Raw genomic sequence first — 16,789 nt, 5'->3', positions numbered from 1 at the left:
CCGTGGCGTCGATAGCTGGCTCATTGTGGGAGGGGAACACGGTTCGCTTCCTTGATCACCTCAGCGGATACATCGGTTACCGGTACGACGCCGCCGACGAGGACGCGCTCATCGGTGCACTTGAGGTGACGGACGACGAAAGTCCAGATGCCTGGTTCGAATACCCCCTTGTCGGTACGCCGCTGTTGCGGGTGTTCCTCGCCCAGGCGGTGGGCAGTGCGGTCCTCAGCGTGCGAGTGGAGGGCGACATCGACGCTGTCCTGGCGGCACGCATCGAAACCATGCTCGACCTGCTGTCGGATGGCCCGTAGCGAGGCCAACCGCAGCGCACTCTTCTGCCACCGACCGGTCGGGTCGGGCAGCTACGCGACTGCAAACGTCGGAGCATGCGCGCACCCGTCCTCGCGGTCGGCGACGGCGCGTTGGGAGTCTGGTCAGCACTGCGCGAGGTGTTCCCCGAGACCCGCGAACAACGCTGCTGGTTCCACAAGATCGGCAACGTCCTCGCCGCGCTGCCGAAGTCCGCCCATCCCGCAGCGAGGAAGGCACTGGCCGAGATCTGGAACGCCGAGGACCGCGAACACGCCCGCCGCGCCGTGGCCGCGTTCAAGCTCGCCTACGGCGCCAAGTTCACCAAAGCCGTCGCGAAGATCACGACGACCCCGACGAACTCCTCGCGTTCTACGACTTCCCCGCCGAGCACTGGGTGCACCTGCGCACCACGAACCCGATCGAGTCGACGTTCGCGACCGTCCGGCACCGCACCAAGGTCACCAAAGGCCCCGGCTCGAAGGCCGCCGGCCTTGCTATGGCCTTCAAGCTGATCGAAGCCGCCCAGCACCGGTGGCGCGCGGTCAACGCACCCCATCATCCACAAGTCTTGACTATTGCTCGGGGCGGATCGAGGTAGGTCGTTGCGCTGGACTTGATGATCATCTATGTTGGCACACGATCAGCCCCGGTCGCACGGAGCACCTCCTCGGCTCTGGTGTAACAGCGGGACACGAACCATCGCGCCGCACAGAGACTCAGGAGCCCGCAGTGGCATACCCACGCCATCGAAGACTCTCATCCCTATCCGCAGGTTCGACCACCCGACTGGTATCGGTGGTGGCCGTAGGCATCCTGCTGCTCACCGCCGCCACCACCCCCGCGACGGCGGCTCCCGCCCAGGCACCGGTGCCGGACGGTCAGGAAGCACCCGCGAAGGCCGCGACCGACCAGCCGGAGCCCAAGAGCGGGCTATGGCTGCTGCGGTTGGACAAGCCGTCGCTGGCGGCGTCCCCGAGGGCCGCCCGGGCAGCCGGCGGCAAGGTCGATCCCCGCTCCGCGGGCAGCGCCTCATATGTCGAGGAACTGGCGCGGCAACAGGACGAGCTGGTCGACCAGATGGAGGCCGCCCTGGGCCGGTCCGTACGGGTCGCCCACACGTACCGCAACGTCGTCAACGGTATGGCGGTCGCGGTCAACGCGGAGGAGGCGGCCTACCTGGCCGGTCTGCCGGGTGTTACCGCTGTCGTACCCGACGAGACGCTGACCCTGGACACCGACACCAGCAACGCCCTGATCTCCTCGCCCGCCGTCTGGGAGGGCGAAACCGCCGAGCAGATCGGAACCCGCGGCGAGGGCACCATCGTCGGGATCCTGGACACCGGTATCAACCCCGACCACCCGTCGTTCGCAGCGGTGGACGGCGACGGCTACCAGCACACCAACCCGTACGGCAACGGTAGTTACGTCGGTGTCTGCGCCCCGAGCCACCCGAACCACCGGGCGATATGCAACGACAAGCTGATCGGTGCCTGGTCGATGGTCGGCACCGACGCCCGGGACGACAACGGTCACGGCAGCCACACCGCCTCGACCGCCGCCGGCAACCGCCACGAGGCGACCGTCACCGTCGGCGCCAGCACGCACGAGATCACCGTCTCCGGCGTCGCGCCCCGGGCCAACGTCATCTCCTACAAGGTGTGCATGGTCATAGGCTGCCTCTCCTCGGCGAGCGTCGCGGCGGTGGACCAGGCGGTCGCCGACGGCGTGGATGTGCTCAACTACTCGATCTCCGGGCGGGACGACCCGTGGAACGACCTGGTCGACCAGGCGTTCCTCGAGGCATACTCGGCCGGCATCTTCGTCGCCGCCTCCGCCGGCAACGACGGCCCGGATCCCGACACCGTCGCGAAGACCGCGCCGTGGAACATGGCCGTCGCCTCGGTCAACCACGAGCGGGTCGTCGCGCACCGGCTCGACGTGACGGCACCGGCGCCGGTCCCCGCCGCGCTCACCGGAATCGCCGCCGTCCTGGGCGACGGCTCGCCGATCCCGCCCATCCAGGGGGCGATCAAATACTCGGGCACCGTCTCGCCAGGCAACGATCAGGGCTGCAACCCCTTCCCGGCGGGCGTCTTCCAGGGCGGGGTGGCCCTCGTCGCCCGGGGCGGCGGCTGCACCTTCGCCGTCAAGGTGAACAACGCCGCCGCGGCCGGCGCGACCGGTGTGGTCGTGCACAACCAGTTCGCCGGCCCGCCGCTGACCATGGGGCAGATGACCGGCACCAGGATCCCCGCCGTGATGATCGGCCTCAGTGAAGGGCAGCGGCTGCGCGACCACTTGGCCGCCACCGGCGGCCCCGTCGAGGTGCACGTCGGTGCGACCAGCGAGGTGCTGCGCGACGCGGGGTGGACCGACGGGGTGTCGGACTTCAGCTCGCGCGGGCCCAGCCAGTTCGACATGCTCGCGCCCACCGTCGCCGCACCGGGCCGCAACATCCTCGCCGCCACGATGGCCACCGGCGGCGACCCGGTCCGGTACGCCTTCATGCAGGGCACGTCCATGGCGTCGCCGCACGTCGCCGGCGCCGGTGCGCTGCTGGCGGCACTGCACCCGGACTGGTCGCCGACGCGGATCCGCTCCGCGCTGGCGGTCACCGCGGACCGTGACGGGGTACTGAAGGAGGACGGTGTCACGCCGGCCGACCCGTTCGACATCGGCTCCGGGCGGATCAACCTGGGCCAGGCGTCGCGGACCGGTCTGGTGCTCGACGAGACCACCGCGAACTTCGTCGCGGCCGATCCCGAGACCGGCGGCGACCCGCAGACGCTGAACCTGCCGGCCGTGGTCGAACACCACTGCCTGAGGGTCTGCACCTTCACCCGCACGGTGTCCAGTGTGGCCAAGGTCGATGCGACCTACCAGGTGGCGACCAGGGCCCCGGCCGGAGCCCGGATCACGGTCGCCCCGGCGCAGTTCACGCTGGCGCCCGGCGCCAGTCAGGAGCTGACCATCACCCTGGACGTCACCGGGACGCTCCGCGAGGACTGGCTGTTCGGGTCGGTCGAACTGACCACCGACGGCCGCCACGGGCCGGACACCCCGATCGCCCGGGCCCATTTCCCGGTCGCCGTCCTGCCGGCCGCCCCGGACCTGACCCTGGACCCGACCTCGCTGAGCAGCAGCCTGGACGTCGCGCAGACCGAGACGCACACCGTCACGGTGGGCAACGCCGGTGGGGCCGAGCTGACCTGGCGGGCGACCGGTGACGGCAACTGCTCCTGGCCGTCGTGGGTCAAGGTGACCCCGGCGCAGGGGACGCTGGCCGCGTTCAGCGAGCAGGAAATCAAGATCACCCTGGACTCCACCGGTCTCGACGACGGTGGCGTGTTCAAGGCCAACCTTTGTCTGGCCAGCAACGACCAGACGCAGCCGGCGACGCCGATCGCGCTGGAACTGACGGTGGTGCCGGTACCGAGGATCGAGGTGGCCACGAAGTCGCTCTCGGCCCGGCAGCCGGCGGGTCTGGTCACCACGCAGTCGTTCACGGTACGCAACTCCGGGCACGGGGTACTGGACTGGCGGCTCGACGACCCGAACGCCGGCCCGGACGACGAGCGGATCGAGCTCCTGCGTAACGGCGTCCTGCTGATCCCCAACTCGGGCAGCGCGACCCGTGGGGTGATGGCGTTCGACCCGTACTCCGGGAAGCTGATCGATCCGCAGTTCATGCCGCACTTCCCGTTCGACCCGTCCACCAACCTGTACACGCCGTTCCACATCATCGCCAAGCCGGACGGCAGCGGCTTCCTCATGTCCGACCAGGTCCGTTCGGTGGTCACCGAGTACGGCCTGGACGGCAGGTTCCGTCGGGTCTTCGCCCCCGCCGACGGGGTGAGCAACCCGGCGATCATGGGCAACACCCGAGGCGTCGCGCTCTCCCCGAACGGCACCGTCCTGGTGACGGTCGCCGCCCAGGGCAACGCCCATTCAGTGGTCGAGTTCGACGCCGACGGCAACTACCTGGGTACGTTCATCGCCCCCGGGGCGGACGGGCTCAGGAGCCCGTGGGGGATCCTGTTCCGCGCTGACGACATGCTCGTCTCGGCGAGTGACAGCGACGCCATCCACAGCTTCAGCAGGGACGGCACCCGCGCCAACGCCCGTTTCCACGACGGACTGAGCTGGCCGGGCCAGATGGTGGAACTGCCCAACGGCAACATCCTCGCGGCAAGCTGGGGCAGCGGCTCGCCCGCCGGGATCTGGGAGATGGACCGGGACGGCAAGCTGATCGGCGTCTACGCGCCGCCCGGCGGCACCGGCTACCAGGGCGTCCACCCGCTCGGCAACGGAAACATCCTGACCACCAGTTCGCGGGGGGTTCATGAGATCGACCGGGCGAACCGTCTGGTCGAGGTCGAGAACGACAAGGGTGCGGCCCGATTCATCAGCCACGTGCGGCTCCCGGACCTGCAGCCGTGCGTGTCGCCGGACGAGGTGCCGTGGCTGTCCGCGTCGCGGTCGTCGGACGCCACCGGCGCCGGCAGGTCCAGTACGGTCACGATCTCCCTGGACAGCACCGGGCTGGCCGCGGGTACGTACCGGGCCCAGCTCTGTGTCACCAGCGACGACCCGTCGACTCCACTCACCGCGCTTCCCGTGACGCTCGAGGTCACTGACCACAGCTGCGCCAGGGTGGTCGACGGTGAGCACCGGGGCCCGCTGCGGGTCGACGCCGGTGTGACCTGCCTCGCGCCGGGCGCCGCGGTGTTCGGGCCGGTGAACGTGAACAAGGGTGCGGGGCTGATCGCAGTCGACGCCAGCGTCTCCGGACCGGTCACGACAAACGGGGCCGCGGTGGTCGAGCTGACCGGGAGCACGGTCAACGGTCCGCTGTCGGTGACCGGTACCACCGGTCAGGTCCTGATCAGTGGGAACCTGGTGACCGGCCCGGTCAACGTGGTCAACAGCCGCACCGGAACGATCCCGACCGTGGTGTCCGGAAACCGGATCAAGGGACCGTTGTCCTGCGCGGCCAACGAGCCCTCGCCGGTGAACAACGGCCAGGCCAACACGGTCAGCGGCCCGAGGACCGGGCAGTGCGGCGGGCTGTGAGCGGACGACCCCCGGCAACTCTTTCCGTGAGGTAGTCACACCCGCCGGTGCGGCCGCGACAGCGACCGCACCGGCGGCCTCATCCGGGCGTGGGCCGCCAAGGCCGACGGGGTGTGGCGTACGTGTAGCGGGCCGTTGACCAGTACGGCCGGTTCATCGACGTGCTCGTGTCGACACGTCGGATGCCGCCGCGGCCCGCCGGTTCCTCCACCGCGTGTTGGCCACGCTGAAGGTGACGCCGGTCGGGGGTCGTCACCGAAGCAAGCCCGCCGTCTACGCCAGCGCTCGACGACCCCGCATCAGCACCCTGCTGGACGAGTACGCGTAGTCCTCGGCGGGATCGTCAGCCGGGTCGGTGAACGGGACCAGGCGGTACGTCGGATCGTGGGCGAGCACGTTCGGCAGCGTCCACGCCTCGTCGACGCTGCGCAGGTCGATGATGCGGGTGACTCCGTACGCACGCAGCGCGGCGATCCCGTCGGCGGTGAGCGCGTGGGGCGAGTCCGCGCGCACCACCGCCCTGTGGCGCACCCGGCCACCATCCACCGTGGGCAGCCCGCCGAGATCCCGGGCGTTACGTGGGCCGGGCCAGGCCAGCGGAGTGAGCATCACCCATCGAGGGTAGAGCGGTGACGCCGGTGCACGACGACGGGCCCGCCCGGCCGCCTACCGCCGGCCCGGCGCCTCGACCGAAGCCTGGCCGGGCAACGGCCGCCCGCTATGGAGTGCCCGGGCGACCTCCTGCGCCAAGACCGTCGCCTCGTCGTCGCGGTCACACAACAGCAGCACCTTGAACGGGACGCCTTTGCCGCCCGGCCGGCCGAGCGGGTTCGCCCGGCGTTCGACAGCCCAAGACAGGATCCGGAACAGGGTGTGCTGGTCCTCGGCACTGCTCGACAGCAAGCAGGGCGCGTTCTCGACAATGATCAGGTAGCCGTCTGCGGGTATCCAGTGCAGATCACGGAGACAGTCGAACAGTGCGTTCCAGTTCCAGCCGAAGTAGCCGGGAAAGAGCAGCGCGTCCGAGAACTCATAGAAGGCGTGGTCCGCATCCGCCATCCTCTTTCCGTCAAGCCGGGCAACCTCGAACCTGCCGGTTGCCGGTAGTACCGCCGCCAGTTCCACCAGGGATCTGCGGGAGCAGACCACGAGCTGACCAGTGGAGCCGTGCCAAGAATCGGCTGTTTGCCCACGGTCCTCAGCACCATGGGCCACGACGAAGTCGGTGGCAGCCTCAGCTTGATCAGCCGTGAACTCGTGTGGGGTCGGCACGGTCGAACGCTACGGCATCACCAGAGGGTTGGGATGTGGCCGGCGTCGGGGCAGCGCGACGTCCGATTGCCGCGAGCAACCGGGGTGACGGCCGGGCAGGATCATCGGCATGCATGTGGCCGTTGATCTGAAAGTTCTGTATTTCGGGACCCCGGTGGTGCTCATCGGCTCGCGCAACCCCGATGGCAGCGCCAACCTCGCCCCCATGTCGTCGGCGTGGTGGCTGGGCGACAGATGCATGCTGGGCCTGGGGAACAGCGCGCAGACGACGGCGAACCTGCTACGTGAGCGCCAGTGCGTACTCAACCTGCCGTCGGCGTCGATGGTCGACGCCGTGGACCGACTGGCGTTGACCACTGCGGCACCGGTCGTACCCGCCCACAAGGCGGCGATCGGATACCGGTACGAGCCCGACAAGTTCGCCGCCGCCGGGCTGACCGAACAGGCCGCGGAGTTGGTCGCGGCGCCGCGGGTGGCGCAGTGCCCGATCCAACTGGAGTGTGAGGTGGACGCCGCTCACGCGTTCGGGGGAGCGGAACCGCAGGCCACCGCGTTTCAGGTGCGTGTGGTCCGGGCGCACGTCGCGCGGGACCTTCTCGTGCCGGGGACACACTACGTCGACCCGTTGCGCTGGGATCCATTGATCATGAAGTTCTGTGAGTTTTTCGGTGGCGGGGACAACGTGTATCCGTCCCGGCTGTCCGAAGGCTGGCGCATGCCTCACCAGTTACGACCGGCCATGGCGTAGCTGGTGGGCATGCGGTGAGGCGAAGATCGATCGGTTCGAGTACTGCAACGCTTCATTTCCCACCGCTATGACATAACGTCAGACTGACGTTGCGGCAGAAGGTCCAGTGTGCCGTCACCGCTGAATGGTGAACAGTGGACGATGTTAGCAAGTCGTGCGCCGGAGCGGCCGCAATGAGGGGGCCGCCGGGTCATCTGGCCCGGCGGCCGTTGCTGTCACCCGTGCTTAGACCAGTGCGGTTTGCGCCGTTTGAAGCGCCACTGCGAGGTGAAGTGATCGTCCGGCTCCCGGCTCTCCGGGTCGGTTTCCGTTGTCAGCATCCCTTCCCGCGACCAGAGTAAGAGCTCTTCCCAAACCGCTCGCTGCCAGCGCAGATCGCTCCTCTCCCAGCGGTCTTATTCGTGATCCGCAATATCGTTTGGTCAGCACACCCCGTGCACCTTGGGTGACCGCACCAGGGCAGGATGAGGCGGTCGCCAAGGCGGCAATGGTGGCCGAGGCGCACCTTGTCACAGTCAGGATGACGTCGAGATCGGGAAGGTCGACTCGCGCTGCGTCGGCCTGACAGGGTCCTGCCAGTCGGCACCGGGTGCGCCCGGTGCGGCCCGCCGGCTGCGTGCCGGCGGGCCCGCCGGTGTCAGTCGTCGAGGACGTCGGCGAGACGCGACTTGCGTGCCCCGTCGGAGAAGAACGGGCGCAGCTTGACGACCTCGTTGCCGGCCATGGCGAGGAACTGGGCGAGCGAGACGCGGATCTCGACGTTGCCGTAGTTCGGATCCTTGTAGGTGACGACCCTGGCCTTCGGGTCGTACGCCTGGAACAGCACGGCGTGGGTCGTCGCCTCCATCTCACCGACGGGCCGGGCGGTGAAGTCCACGACCGCGGTGGCGTCGACCGGCCGGAGCTTGAACCGGCGGCGGACGCTGGCGTACGCGGGCACGCTCACCTCGCACAGGCCGAGGTGAGCGTCGTTTTCCGCCTGGCCGCCACCGATCTCGATCCGACCGGTGTTGAGCAGCGCGGCGACCTCGTCGGTGTCCTCGGCGGCCAACGCGACCAGCTTCGCCGCCCGCTGCTGCGCCTTGTGGTACTCGCCGACGACGAACGGGACCTCGTACGGGCCCGGGTTGGGCAGCAGGACGTCGACCGAGCCGGTCGAGCCGAGCGTGTCGCGGGCGTACCGTGCCACAACCGCCTTGTCGATCATGCCGCGGCGGTGGTCCCCGCCCGGGCCGGCATCCCACAGGAGCAGTTTGGTCAGCAGGGCTTCGAGGTTCTGCGCGGTCAGCCGGAGGGCGAGGGTGCGCCGGCCCGGCTTGGGCTCCGCCTGGGTCCTCATCGCCTCGTCGAGCATGTCGCCGCTCGGGTAGGAGTTCATCGCCGCCCGCAGGTAGCGGGTCCGGCCGACCCGGGCGTGCGCGACGGCCTCGACGACGAACAGCCAGCAGGACGGACCCTGCTGCACGAACAGCTCGGTGGCCACCGCAGGAAAAGCCGTCAGTGGGTAGGTCATGATGTCGTACCTCGTTTCGTGTCCCGGTCGGCAGTGTCGACAACATGAGCGCCCGGACCGGGCCCGGGATACGACGGCTACCCGACAGTGCGGGCCGGTACCCGCAAGGACCGCCCTGTTGACGTCGGTCGACCGCAGGCCACCCCAGGCTCGAGGTAGGCGATACCGGCAGGTCAGCAGAGCCCTTGCTGTCGTTGTAGGTCAGTAGATACGGCTACGGTCGATGGCCCGCATCGCGTCCTGTGGGGTGGTGAACGTTTCGGTTCCAACCTGAGTCACCCCGACGAGGGTCTCCCGGCCACTGGCTACGCATACGAACTGGTAGCCCGATGTGGGGTGGCGCACTGCGGCCCGCCACTTCCCGGGGTAGACATCGCTGGGGATCACCTCGCCGACTAGGTCGCGGCTTTCGGTATCGATGACGTACCAGCACCCGGTGCCGTCATCTCTGCGAACCAGTTCCAGTCGTCCTTTCCTGGCCGTGGCACCGAAGCCACCACCATCGCCACTGGCCCCGTCGTGACGGTCGCTGGAACGACCGGAAAAGTACTTTCTACCCTCAGATATCAGCCAGATTGCTACCCAAGGCACCCAAAAAAACCAATAGCTCAGCAACACATCCAAAAGAAAGAGAACGACATTCACAAGCTCGTTTTCGGTCGGTTCGAACATGGGCACAGGCTCCATCCTTACGGCCACAGGTTTGGACCGACGCCGGTCAACCCGCTTCACGATGGTGGTCGCCCATCAGCATGACGTGGACGATCCAGTGTGGATCCCCCCGGTTTCCTTGACGGACCGCTGATAGGGACACGGCCACCCGCCGGTTGCGGGTAGGTCTCTTCGTAACGTGGCTGCCGGCAGTCGGTGCCAGACCACCGGGCGGCGGGCTGCTGTCGCGGGGAGCGATGCGGTGCACGGCGACAACAACTATCAGGTGTTCCTCGGTCTCGATGTCGGCAAGGACGGCCACCACGCCGTCGCCCTGAACCCGGCCGGCAAGAGGCTGCACGATGCGGCCCTGGTCAACACCGAGGCCAAGCTGCGGCAGGTGTTCGACAAGCTCGCCGGACATGGGCCGGTCCTCGTCGTCGTCGACCAGCCCGCTTCGATCGGCGCCCTGCCGGTCGCAGTCGCCCGCGCCTGCGGCCACCAGGTGGCCTACCTGCCCGGCCTGGCGATGCGCCGGATCGCTGACCTGCACCCGGGCAACGCGAAAGCCGACGCCCGCGACGCCTACGTCATCGCCGACGCCGCCCGCACCCTGCCGCACACGCTGCGCCGCGTCGACGTCGGCGACGAGGCCCTGGCCGAGCTGGAAGTCCTGGTCGGCTTCGACGACGACCTCGCCGGCGAGGCCACCCGCCTGAGCAACCGCATCCGCGGCCTACTCACCCAGATCCATCCCGCACTGGAACGGGTACTGGGCCCGAAAATCGGGCACAAGGCGACACTGGAGCTGCTGTCGCGGTGCGGCGGTCCGACCGGACTGGCCAAGGCCGGCCGCCGCAAACTGCTGTCGATCGCGGGCAAGAAGGCGCCCAGTGTGCGCAGGGCCAGGGCTGGCGGAAGCATCGCGAGAGGGAACGGATGCAGCATCGGCCCACCGTTCCAGTTGTCCACTCCCGCGTCCCCTCCCCGAGCGTGCGGGTTCGCGACCGTGGCAGGCGGACGCCGGCTTCGGCCGGCAGCGGTTCCGCGCCGAGGAGCAGTGACAGCCTCATCACCACCTTCGCCGTCTGACGCAGGCTCAGGGCCGACAGGCAAACCGCGGATCGCGGCAGATCCATGGATCTCCAACTCATGGGATGAGGGGCGTCGGCCGGTCGTCGAGCTCACGGCGCCAGACCCGTCGCCAGCGTTCCTCGGCTTGGGAGGCAAGCCAGCGTGCGGCAGGGCCGTCCGGATGGACGCCACAGGTCGGGCATGCACGGCCCGGGCGGCGCCGTTCGGTGCCGCATGCCAGGCAGTGCCTGTCGGCGTTGATTCCGGCATCGTGGCGATCGAGGACCGCCTGGACGACCGTGGCGAGAGGTCCCGTCGGGTGGTGCTCAGGGTTGGGGCAGTAGGCGATCCGGGACCAGCCCCACGAGTTCCAGGGCGGCGACGTCCGTGGGGTTCGCGTGCCAGCCGCCTTCTCTCGACGCCGCAAGGCGGCGTACTCCTGCGCACGATGCAGGAGCACGTCACGTGTCCGCTGTAGTTCGTCAACGGCGCGCACGAGCGTGTCGAGATCGTCGGTGAGCCTGTGTGGGATACGGGTGGTGACGACTAGGTGGTGCCAGGTGGCGCGGAATCCGTATGGGGCGCAGTGCAGAGCGCACTCTCGCAATGCGTACAGCCTGCGCTGCGGCGAGAGCCCGCTGTCGCGGACGCGGCGCGCCTGCGCAGGAAAGCTGGTCACGGAGCCAATCATGGCGTTCTCCGGAGGACGGCACGACCACGTTCTACCCAGCCTCTTCGCCACGGGTACGCCGACATGGCGGTGCTGCTGGTCATCGGGACGCGTCGGGAAGGTGAACATATGGTCGACCGTGGCGCACGTCGCCGTAGTCGGGCGCGGTCCTGTCCGTCTGCTGTAGTTGCGCGGCGAGGGCGATGGTTTCGGCGGAGGGCTCCTCGTCGATGTCCTGGAGCGCGTCGCGTAGCCGGCCGTATCGGGCGCTGACGGCGGCGGTGTCGCCGATGCGTGCCAGGGCCTGCATGGCACGTTGGGCGATGTCGTCGCTGTACGGGGCGAGGTCGGCGGCGGCCTGGCTGAGTGCGGCCGCCTGCCGCGGGTCGCTGTCGGCCAGGAGTTCGGCGAGGTGGAGACGGGCCCGGATTCCCTGGCGTCGCTGCTGTTCGCGGGGCTGTTCGAGCCAGTCGTAGTCCTGCGCCTGGCACAGGGGGCGGTGTGGGCGTGGACCGCGGCGCGAAGAGCGGCCTGGCGTATGCCGGCGTCGCTGGCGGCGGCTGCCTGCTGCAGGGCGTCGTTGACCCGCCAGATGTCGATGTCGACGACGTCGGGGTTGAGGTGGTAGCGGCCGCCGGTGTTGACCACCGGCTGCACGGCGCGGTTGCCGGCGGCGCCACGGATACGTCGGCGTAGGTCGCTGACCTCGGTCGCCAGTCGCTCGCTGGCCCGACGTAGGGTCGCCGACGGCCAGAACGCCTCCATGATCTGTGGCAGGTCGGCGCCGTCGCGGTGTACGGCAAGGTACGCCAGCAGTTGCCGGGCGTGGTAGCGCAGCCCGGTGACGGCCGTGCCGTCATGGTCGAGGATGGTCGGCGTGCCGAGCAGCGTGATTCGGACCTTGGTGGCGCCGGCTCCTGTCGGGGTGTCGTCAGTGCTGCCCCGTTCCGCGCCGATGTCGGCGGGGGCCGGCGTCGCGGTCGTCCTGCCGTCGTCCACGGCTGCCGTCGTGTCGTTGCCGGCGGGGGTGGCGTCGGACTGGTCGTCAACCGGGTCGGCGTCCGTCGGCCTGGCCGTGGACCGGTTCTCGTCGTCCGTGTCGGCGGACGGCTCGGTGTCGGCCGGTTCGCCGGCGTCGGCCTCGGACAGCATCCGAATGAATTCGACGGTGGCCGGCCCGTCGAGTGTGGCCAGTCGGGTGTGCGCGGTGTGCCCGTCCGCGGTCACGGTGATCGTTTCGCCGTGTGGCCACTCGCCGAGCAGGACCGCGCTGATCTGCAGCGGGGCACCCAGTTGCAGGGCAGTCGTAAGACGAGCCTCCAGGTGTGGGGTGAGTTCCCCCCGCTTTGATGGAGCGGTGGTTACCTGCTGCCGGCTGGCGCAGGGGTGGCGATAGGTGGCTCGGTTCGGTTGTGTTGGCGGGTGTGCCAGACGGTTTCGTACTCGTCGGGACTGAGGTAGCCCAGTTCCTTCTGGATGCGGTGGGTGTTGTACCAGCCGTCGATGTAGGCGAAGATCGCGTTCTCGGCCTCGTCGCGGGTCCGCCAGGAGGTGCGGTAGACGAGTTCGATCTTCAGCTGGACCAGAAGTTCTCCATGAGCGCGTTGTCGAACGAGTCGCCGACGGATCCCATCGACGGCAGGATCCCGTTGTCCTGTAAGCGTTCCGCGAAGCGGAAGGACGTGTAGTTGGCGAGTTCAATCGGTCGTTGCAACACCGGGCTGTTGTAGTGAGCGTAGCTGCTCGGCGAAGACCTCGGCTGGGGTCTTCCAGCCAAGGATCTTGCGGGGCCGGTTGTTGACCGCGAGGGCGACGGCTTCGAGGTCCTCGTCGGACCACCTCGACAGGTCGGTGCCCTTTGGAAAGTACTGGCGCAGCAGCCCGTTCGTGTTCTCGTTCGTCGGCCGCTGCCAGGGCGAGTGCGGATCGGCGAAGAACACCTTCGTGCCGGTATCGAGGGTGAACTGCGCATGACCGGAGAGTTCCTTCCCGCGGTCCCAGGTGAGGGTCTTGCGCAGCTGCTCGGGCAACCTCGTCATTGATGCCGTAAGCGCGGTGTTCATCGCGACGGCGCCGTAGCCGCCGAGCGAGGGACCGTTCTTCACCGGTGGTTTCTCGCCCCAGCCCTCAAGCCGAGGCAGATGCACGAGGAGCGTGGAGCGGCTGCTGCGCTCGACGAGCGTGCCGATCGCGGAGCGGCCCGTCCCGATGATCAGATCCCCTTCCCAGTGCCCTGGGACCGCGCGGTCCGCGGCTTCGGCAGGACGCTCGGAGAGGACGACATCGGCAGTGACATGCCCTCGCGGCTTGTTCTGCGACCGCGCCCGAGGCTCCCGCAGCGCCCGGCCGGTGCGCAGACACGCGACCAGCTCACGCTTGAGCGCTCCACGCCCCTGAATGAACAGTGACTGGTAGATCGCCTCGTGGCTGATGCGCATGGACTCATCATCGGGGAAGTCGACACGCAGCCGGTGCGAGATCTGCTCCGGGCTCCACGCCGTCGCCCAGCGGCGGTCCTGCCGATGCGGCTTGTTCAGCCCCTTCCACGCTGGCGTCTCAGGCCCGGTGACGATCGTGCCGTCGGGTCGGCGGACACCGCCGGCAAGCCGGTTCTGTACGTACTCACGCAACCTGCCATTGCTCACGAGCTTCGCGGTCTTCGGGCGCTTCGCGGCCTGCTGCGCCTTCCACTGCGCCACCAAAGCCCGGTAGACCGGCTTACCGCCCCTGGTCGCCGCGTTACGGCGCAGCTCGCGTGAGATCGTTCCCGGGTCACGTCCGATCCTGCGGGCGATCTCGCGCACGCCGACCCCCTGGGCGCGCAGCAGCGCGATCTCCTCCCGCTCGGCGAATGACAGGTAACGGCCCGTGGGCTCGTCCAGGCTGATCGGCGGCATGCCGCCAGCGTGACGGAACCACCGGGACCCGACCGGCCACGACACACCCACCGCCTCCGCGGCCTCCACCGTCGTTACCCCCGACGCGATCCGCCGCCAGAAGTCCCGCTGCACCGCACGAGACGGCTCCGGCCGTCCCGGTGAACGCATCGGCGGTCGCAATGCCCGATCCGACGCCCACTGGCGCCGCGCACCAGCCGGCGCCTCAGATATCTGCTTCTTACCGCGCCCCATCGCAAACCTCCGTGATCAAGGTGTTGCGACGACCAGTTGAATCCGCCGTTCGAGCCCCTGTCGCTGTGATGTATGAGCTGGCCGTCGCGGACGTCGCGGGACCAGATGCCGTATTCGAGGGCGGCGAGGATCAGGTCGGTGTCGCAGCGGTCGGAGGTCTTCCACCCGACGATCCGGCGGGAGAAGGCGTCGCGGACCGCGGCCAGCCAGAACACGCCCTCGCCGCACGGGATACGGGTGGCGTCGGCGACCCACAGCCGGTTCGGCCCGGCAGCGGTGAACCGCCGGTTGACCAGGTCCGGCGCCGGTGTCGCCCGAGGGTCCTGCCGGGTGGAGCCGCCGCGCCAGCCCCGGCGCAGGAACGCGCCCTGCCAACCCTGGTCGGCCATCAGCCGCTCCACCCGCTTGCGGCCCACGCGGATCCCGTCACGGTGTAGCTGCCGATGCACCCGGTCCGCGCCGTAGGTATGCCCGGACGCGGTCCAGATCTCGTGGATGTTTGAGCCACCCCCGCTTCCATGGAGCCTCTTGATCATGGTCTGATGGCCGTGGGGAGGAAGTCGTTCGTGGTAGCACCGAAGAAGTACCCCGACGAGCTGCGTCAGCGGGCTGTGCGCTTGTATCGCGAGTCGGACCCGAAGCCGGTGATCCGGCGTTTGGCCGAGCAGCTCGGCGTGCATCCTGAGGCGTTGCGGAACTGGATCCGGCAGGCCGAGGCCGACGCGGGTGAGCGGCACGACCGGCCCACCAGCGAGATGGTTGAGGAGAACCGCCGGCTTCGTGACGAAGTGGCCGAGCTGCGGCGGGCGAACGAGATCCTGAAGGCGGCGAGCGCGTATTTCGCGGCGGAGCTCGACCCGACCCGGCGACGGTCATGACGTTCATTGATGAACATCGTGACCAGTTCGCGGTCGCGCTCCTGCTACGGGTCCTGAACATCGGTGCCTCGACGTACTACGCGTGGGTCAAGCAGGTCGAACAGCCATGCGACCGCGACATGGTCGACCTGGGCCTGATCTCCAACATCCACGAGATCTGGACCGCGTCCGGGCATACCTACGGCGCGGACCGGGTGCATCGGCAGCTACACCGTGACGGGATCCGCGTGGGCCGCAAGCGGGTGGAGCGGCTGATGGCCGACCAGGGTTGGCAGGGCGCGTTCCTGCGCCGGGGCTGGCGCGGCGGCTCCACCCGGCAGGACCCTCGGGCGACACCGGCGCCGGACCTGGTCAACCGGCGGTTCACCGCTGCCGGGCCGAACCGGCTGTGGGTCGCCGACGCCACCCGTATCCCGTGCGGCGAGGGCGTGTTCTGGCTGGCCGCGGTCCGCGACGCCTTCTCCCGCCGGATCGTCGGGTGGAAGACCTCCGACCGCTGCGACACCGACCTGATCCTCGCCGCCCTCGAATACGGCATCTGGTCCCGCGACGTCCGCGACGGCCAGCTCATACATCACAGCGACAGGGGCTCGAACTACACGTCCTTCCGCTTCGCGGAACGCTTACAGGACAACGGGATCCTGCCGTCGATGGGATCCGTCGGCGACTCGTTCGACAACGCGCTCATGGAGAACTTCTGGTCCACGCTGAAGATCGAACTCGTCTACCGCACCTCCTGGCGGACCCGCGACGAGGCCGAGAACGCGATCTTCGCCTACATCGACGGCTGGTACAACACCCACCGCATCCAGAAGGAACTGGGCTACCTCAGTCCCGACGAGTACGAAACCGTCTGGCACACCCGCCAACACAACCGAACCGAGCCACCTATCGCCACCCCTGCGCCAGCCGGCAGCAGGTAACCACCGCTCCATCAAAGCGGGGGGAACTCAGTTGGAGATCAGGCCCAGGTCGACCATGTCGCGGTCGCATGGCTGTTCGACCTGCTTGACCCACGCGTAGTACGTCGAGGCACCGATGTTCAGGACCCGTAGCAGGAGCGCGACCGCGAACTGGTCACGATGTTCATCAATGAACGTCATGACCGTCGCCGGGTCGGGTCGAGCTCCGCCGCGAAATACGCGCTCGCCGCCTTCAGGATCTCGTTCGCCCGCCGCAGCTCGGCCACTTCGTCACGAAGCCGGCGGTTCTCCTCAACCATCTCGCTGGTGGGCCGGTCGTGCCGCTCACCCGCGTCGGCCTCGGCCTGCCGGATCCAGTTCCGCAACGCCTCAGGATGCACGCCGAGCTGCTCGGCCAAACGCCGGATCACCGGCTTCGGGTCCGACTCGCGATACAAGCGCACAGCCCGCTGACGCAGCTCGTCGGGGTACTTCTTCGGTGCTACCACGAACGACTTCCTCCCCACGGCCATCAGACCATGATCAAGAGGCTCCATGGAAGCGG

At 68.7% G+C, this 16,789-nt stretch carries 17 protein-coding genes and 2 pseudogenes; 8 read left to right on the top strand and 11 right to left on the bottom strand.

The window, feature by feature from the left end:
- Positions 1–2 precede the first annotated feature (2 nt).
- The 3 genes and pseudogenes from Prubr_RS32460 (at position 3) to Prubr_RS32450 (ending at position 5,385) form a co-directional block, all read left to right on the top strand.
- Positions 3–311: a hypothetical protein gene (locus Prubr_RS32460; RefSeq protein ID WP_212819002.1), complete on the top strand. Its 309-nt coding sequence runs from the start codon at positions 3–5 to the stop codon at positions 309–311.
- Positions 312–362: 51 nt separating this feature from the next.
- Positions 363–910 (top strand): annotated as a pseudogene (locus Prubr_RS32455) (transposase); the annotation flags it as partial.
- A 200-nt stretch (positions 911–1,110) separates the two neighbouring features.
- Entirely contained in the window at positions 1,111–5,385 is a 4,275-nt protein-coding gene (locus Prubr_RS32450; RefSeq protein ID WP_212819000.1) for a S8 family serine peptidase, read from the top strand.
- Between the two features lie 273 nt (positions 5,386–5,658).
- On the opposite strand, the gene Prubr_RS32445 is transcribed toward Prubr_RS32450, so the two are convergent.
- Complete coding sequence (locus Prubr_RS32445) at positions 5,659–5,994, bottom strand: tyrosine-protein phosphatase (RefSeq protein WP_246569095.1); 336 nt, start codon at positions 5,992–5,994, stop codon at positions 5,659–5,661.
- Between the two features lie 57 nt (positions 5,995–6,051).
- The gene (locus Prubr_RS37460) at positions 6,052–6,657 is read right to left on the bottom strand and encodes a barstar family protein (protein WP_246567956.1); all 606 of its coding nucleotides are present in this window, start codon (positions 6,655–6,657) and stop codon (positions 6,052–6,054) included.
- 109 nt (positions 6,658–6,766) lie between these two features.
- Here Prubr_RS37460 and Prubr_RS32435 point away from each other — a divergent pair, with 109 nt between their 5' ends.
- The gene (locus tag Prubr_RS32435) at positions 6,767–7,405 is read left to right on the top strand and encodes a flavin reductase family protein (protein ID WP_212818996.1); all 639 of its coding nucleotides are present in this window, start codon (positions 6,767–6,769) and stop codon (positions 7,403–7,405) included.
- Positions 7,406–8,042: 637 nt separating this feature from the next.
- On the opposite strand, the gene Prubr_RS32430 is transcribed toward Prubr_RS32435, so the two are convergent.
- Both Prubr_RS32430 and Prubr_RS32425 read right to left on the bottom strand, forming a co-directional pair.
- Positions 8,043–8,918, bottom strand: coding sequence for a hypothetical protein (locus tag Prubr_RS32430; RefSeq protein WP_212818994.1), 876 nt, complete (start codon positions 8,916–8,918; stop codon positions 8,043–8,045).
- A 201-nt stretch (positions 8,919–9,119) separates the two neighbouring features.
- The gene (locus Prubr_RS32425) at positions 9,120–9,590 is read right to left on the bottom strand and encodes a hypothetical protein (protein ID WP_212818992.1); all 471 of its coding nucleotides are present in this window, start codon (positions 9,588–9,590) and stop codon (positions 9,120–9,122) included.
- Positions 9,591–9,831: 241 nt separating this feature from the next.
- Between Prubr_RS32425 and Prubr_RS32420 the strand changes: the two are divergent.
- Positions 9,832–10,461 (top strand): annotated as a pseudogene (locus tag Prubr_RS32420) (IS110 family transposase); the annotation flags it as partial.
- A gap of 952 nt (positions 10,462–11,413) precedes the next feature.
- Here the strand turns inward: Prubr_RS32420 and Prubr_RS37455 are convergent.
- Entirely contained in the window at positions 11,414–11,806 is a 393-nt protein-coding gene (locus tag Prubr_RS37455) for a bacterial transcriptional activator domain-containing protein (RefSeq protein ID WP_246569093.1), read from the bottom strand.
- A gap of 14 nt (positions 11,807–11,820) precedes the next feature.
- Here Prubr_RS37455 and Prubr_RS37450 point away from each other — a divergent pair, with 14 nt between their 5' ends.
- Complete coding sequence (locus tag Prubr_RS37450; protein ID WP_246567954.1) at positions 11,821–12,009, top strand: hypothetical protein; 189 nt, start codon at positions 11,821–11,823, stop codon at positions 12,007–12,009.
- A 665-nt stretch (positions 12,010–12,674) separates the two neighbouring features.
- Here the strand turns inward: Prubr_RS37450 and Prubr_RS38455 are convergent.
- From Prubr_RS38455 to Prubr_RS32395, 4 genes are read right to left on the bottom strand one after another with little or no spacing between them, the layout of a single operon-like run.
- Positions 12,675–12,830 carry an IS3 family transposase gene (locus Prubr_RS38455; protein WP_425518076.1) on the bottom strand — a complete coding sequence of 52 codons (156 nt, stop codon included), beginning with the start codon at positions 12,828–12,830 and terminating at the stop codon, positions 12,675–12,677.
- A 56-nt stretch (positions 12,831–12,886) separates the two neighbouring features.
- Positions 12,887–13,030, bottom strand: coding sequence for a hypothetical protein (locus Prubr_RS32405; RefSeq protein ID WP_212818990.1), 144 nt, complete (start codon positions 13,028–13,030; stop codon positions 12,887–12,889).
- The gene (locus Prubr_RS32400) at positions 13,011–14,360 is read right to left on the bottom strand and encodes an IS30 family transposase (protein WP_425517932.1); all 1,350 of its coding nucleotides are present in this window, start codon (positions 14,358–14,360) and stop codon (positions 13,011–13,013) included. Before Prubr_RS32400 ends, Prubr_RS32405 begins: the two co-directional genes overlap by 20 nt.
- Positions 14,285–14,980, bottom strand: a complete 696-nt coding sequence (locus Prubr_RS32395; protein ID WP_212818988.1) for an IS3 family transposase — start codon at positions 14,978–14,980, stop codon at positions 14,285–14,287. Before Prubr_RS32395 ends, Prubr_RS32400 begins: the two co-directional genes overlap by 76 nt.
- 6 nt (positions 14,981–14,986) lie before the next feature.
- On the opposite strand from Prubr_RS32395, the gene Prubr_RS32390 reads away from it, so the two are divergent.
- Both Prubr_RS32390 and Prubr_RS32385 read left to right on the top strand, forming a co-directional pair.
- Complete coding sequence (locus Prubr_RS32390) at positions 14,987–15,322, top strand: transposase (RefSeq protein WP_212816619.1); 336 nt, start codon at positions 14,987–14,989, stop codon at positions 15,320–15,322.
- The gene (locus tag Prubr_RS32385) at positions 15,319–16,245 is read left to right on the top strand and encodes an IS3 family transposase (RefSeq protein ID WP_212817241.1); all 927 of its coding nucleotides are present in this window, start codon (positions 15,319–15,321) and stop codon (positions 16,243–16,245) included. The genes Prubr_RS32390 and Prubr_RS32385 overlap by 4 nt, the downstream gene beginning before the upstream one ends.
- A gap of 27 nt (positions 16,246–16,272) precedes the next feature.
- Here the strand turns inward: Prubr_RS32385 and Prubr_RS32380 are convergent, their stop codons facing one another.
- Both Prubr_RS32380 and Prubr_RS32375 read right to left on the bottom strand, forming a co-directional pair.
- Positions 16,273–16,425, bottom strand: coding sequence for a hypothetical protein (locus Prubr_RS32380; RefSeq protein ID WP_212818986.1), 153 nt, complete (start codon positions 16,423–16,425; stop codon positions 16,273–16,275).
- Entirely contained in the window at positions 16,422–16,757 is a 336-nt protein-coding gene (locus Prubr_RS32375) for a transposase (protein ID WP_212816619.1), read from the bottom strand. Before Prubr_RS32375 ends, Prubr_RS32380 begins: the two co-directional genes overlap by 4 nt.
- Positions 16,758–16,789 lie beyond the last annotated feature (32 nt).

This window comes from Polymorphospora rubra (genome assembly GCF_018324255.1).
Classification (GTDB): Bacteria; Actinomycetota; Actinomycetes; order Mycobacteriales; family Micromonosporaceae; genus Polymorphospora; species Polymorphospora rubra.
Note: the sequence above shows the minus strand (reverse complement) of the source record. Positions and strands in the feature narration are given on the sequence as shown.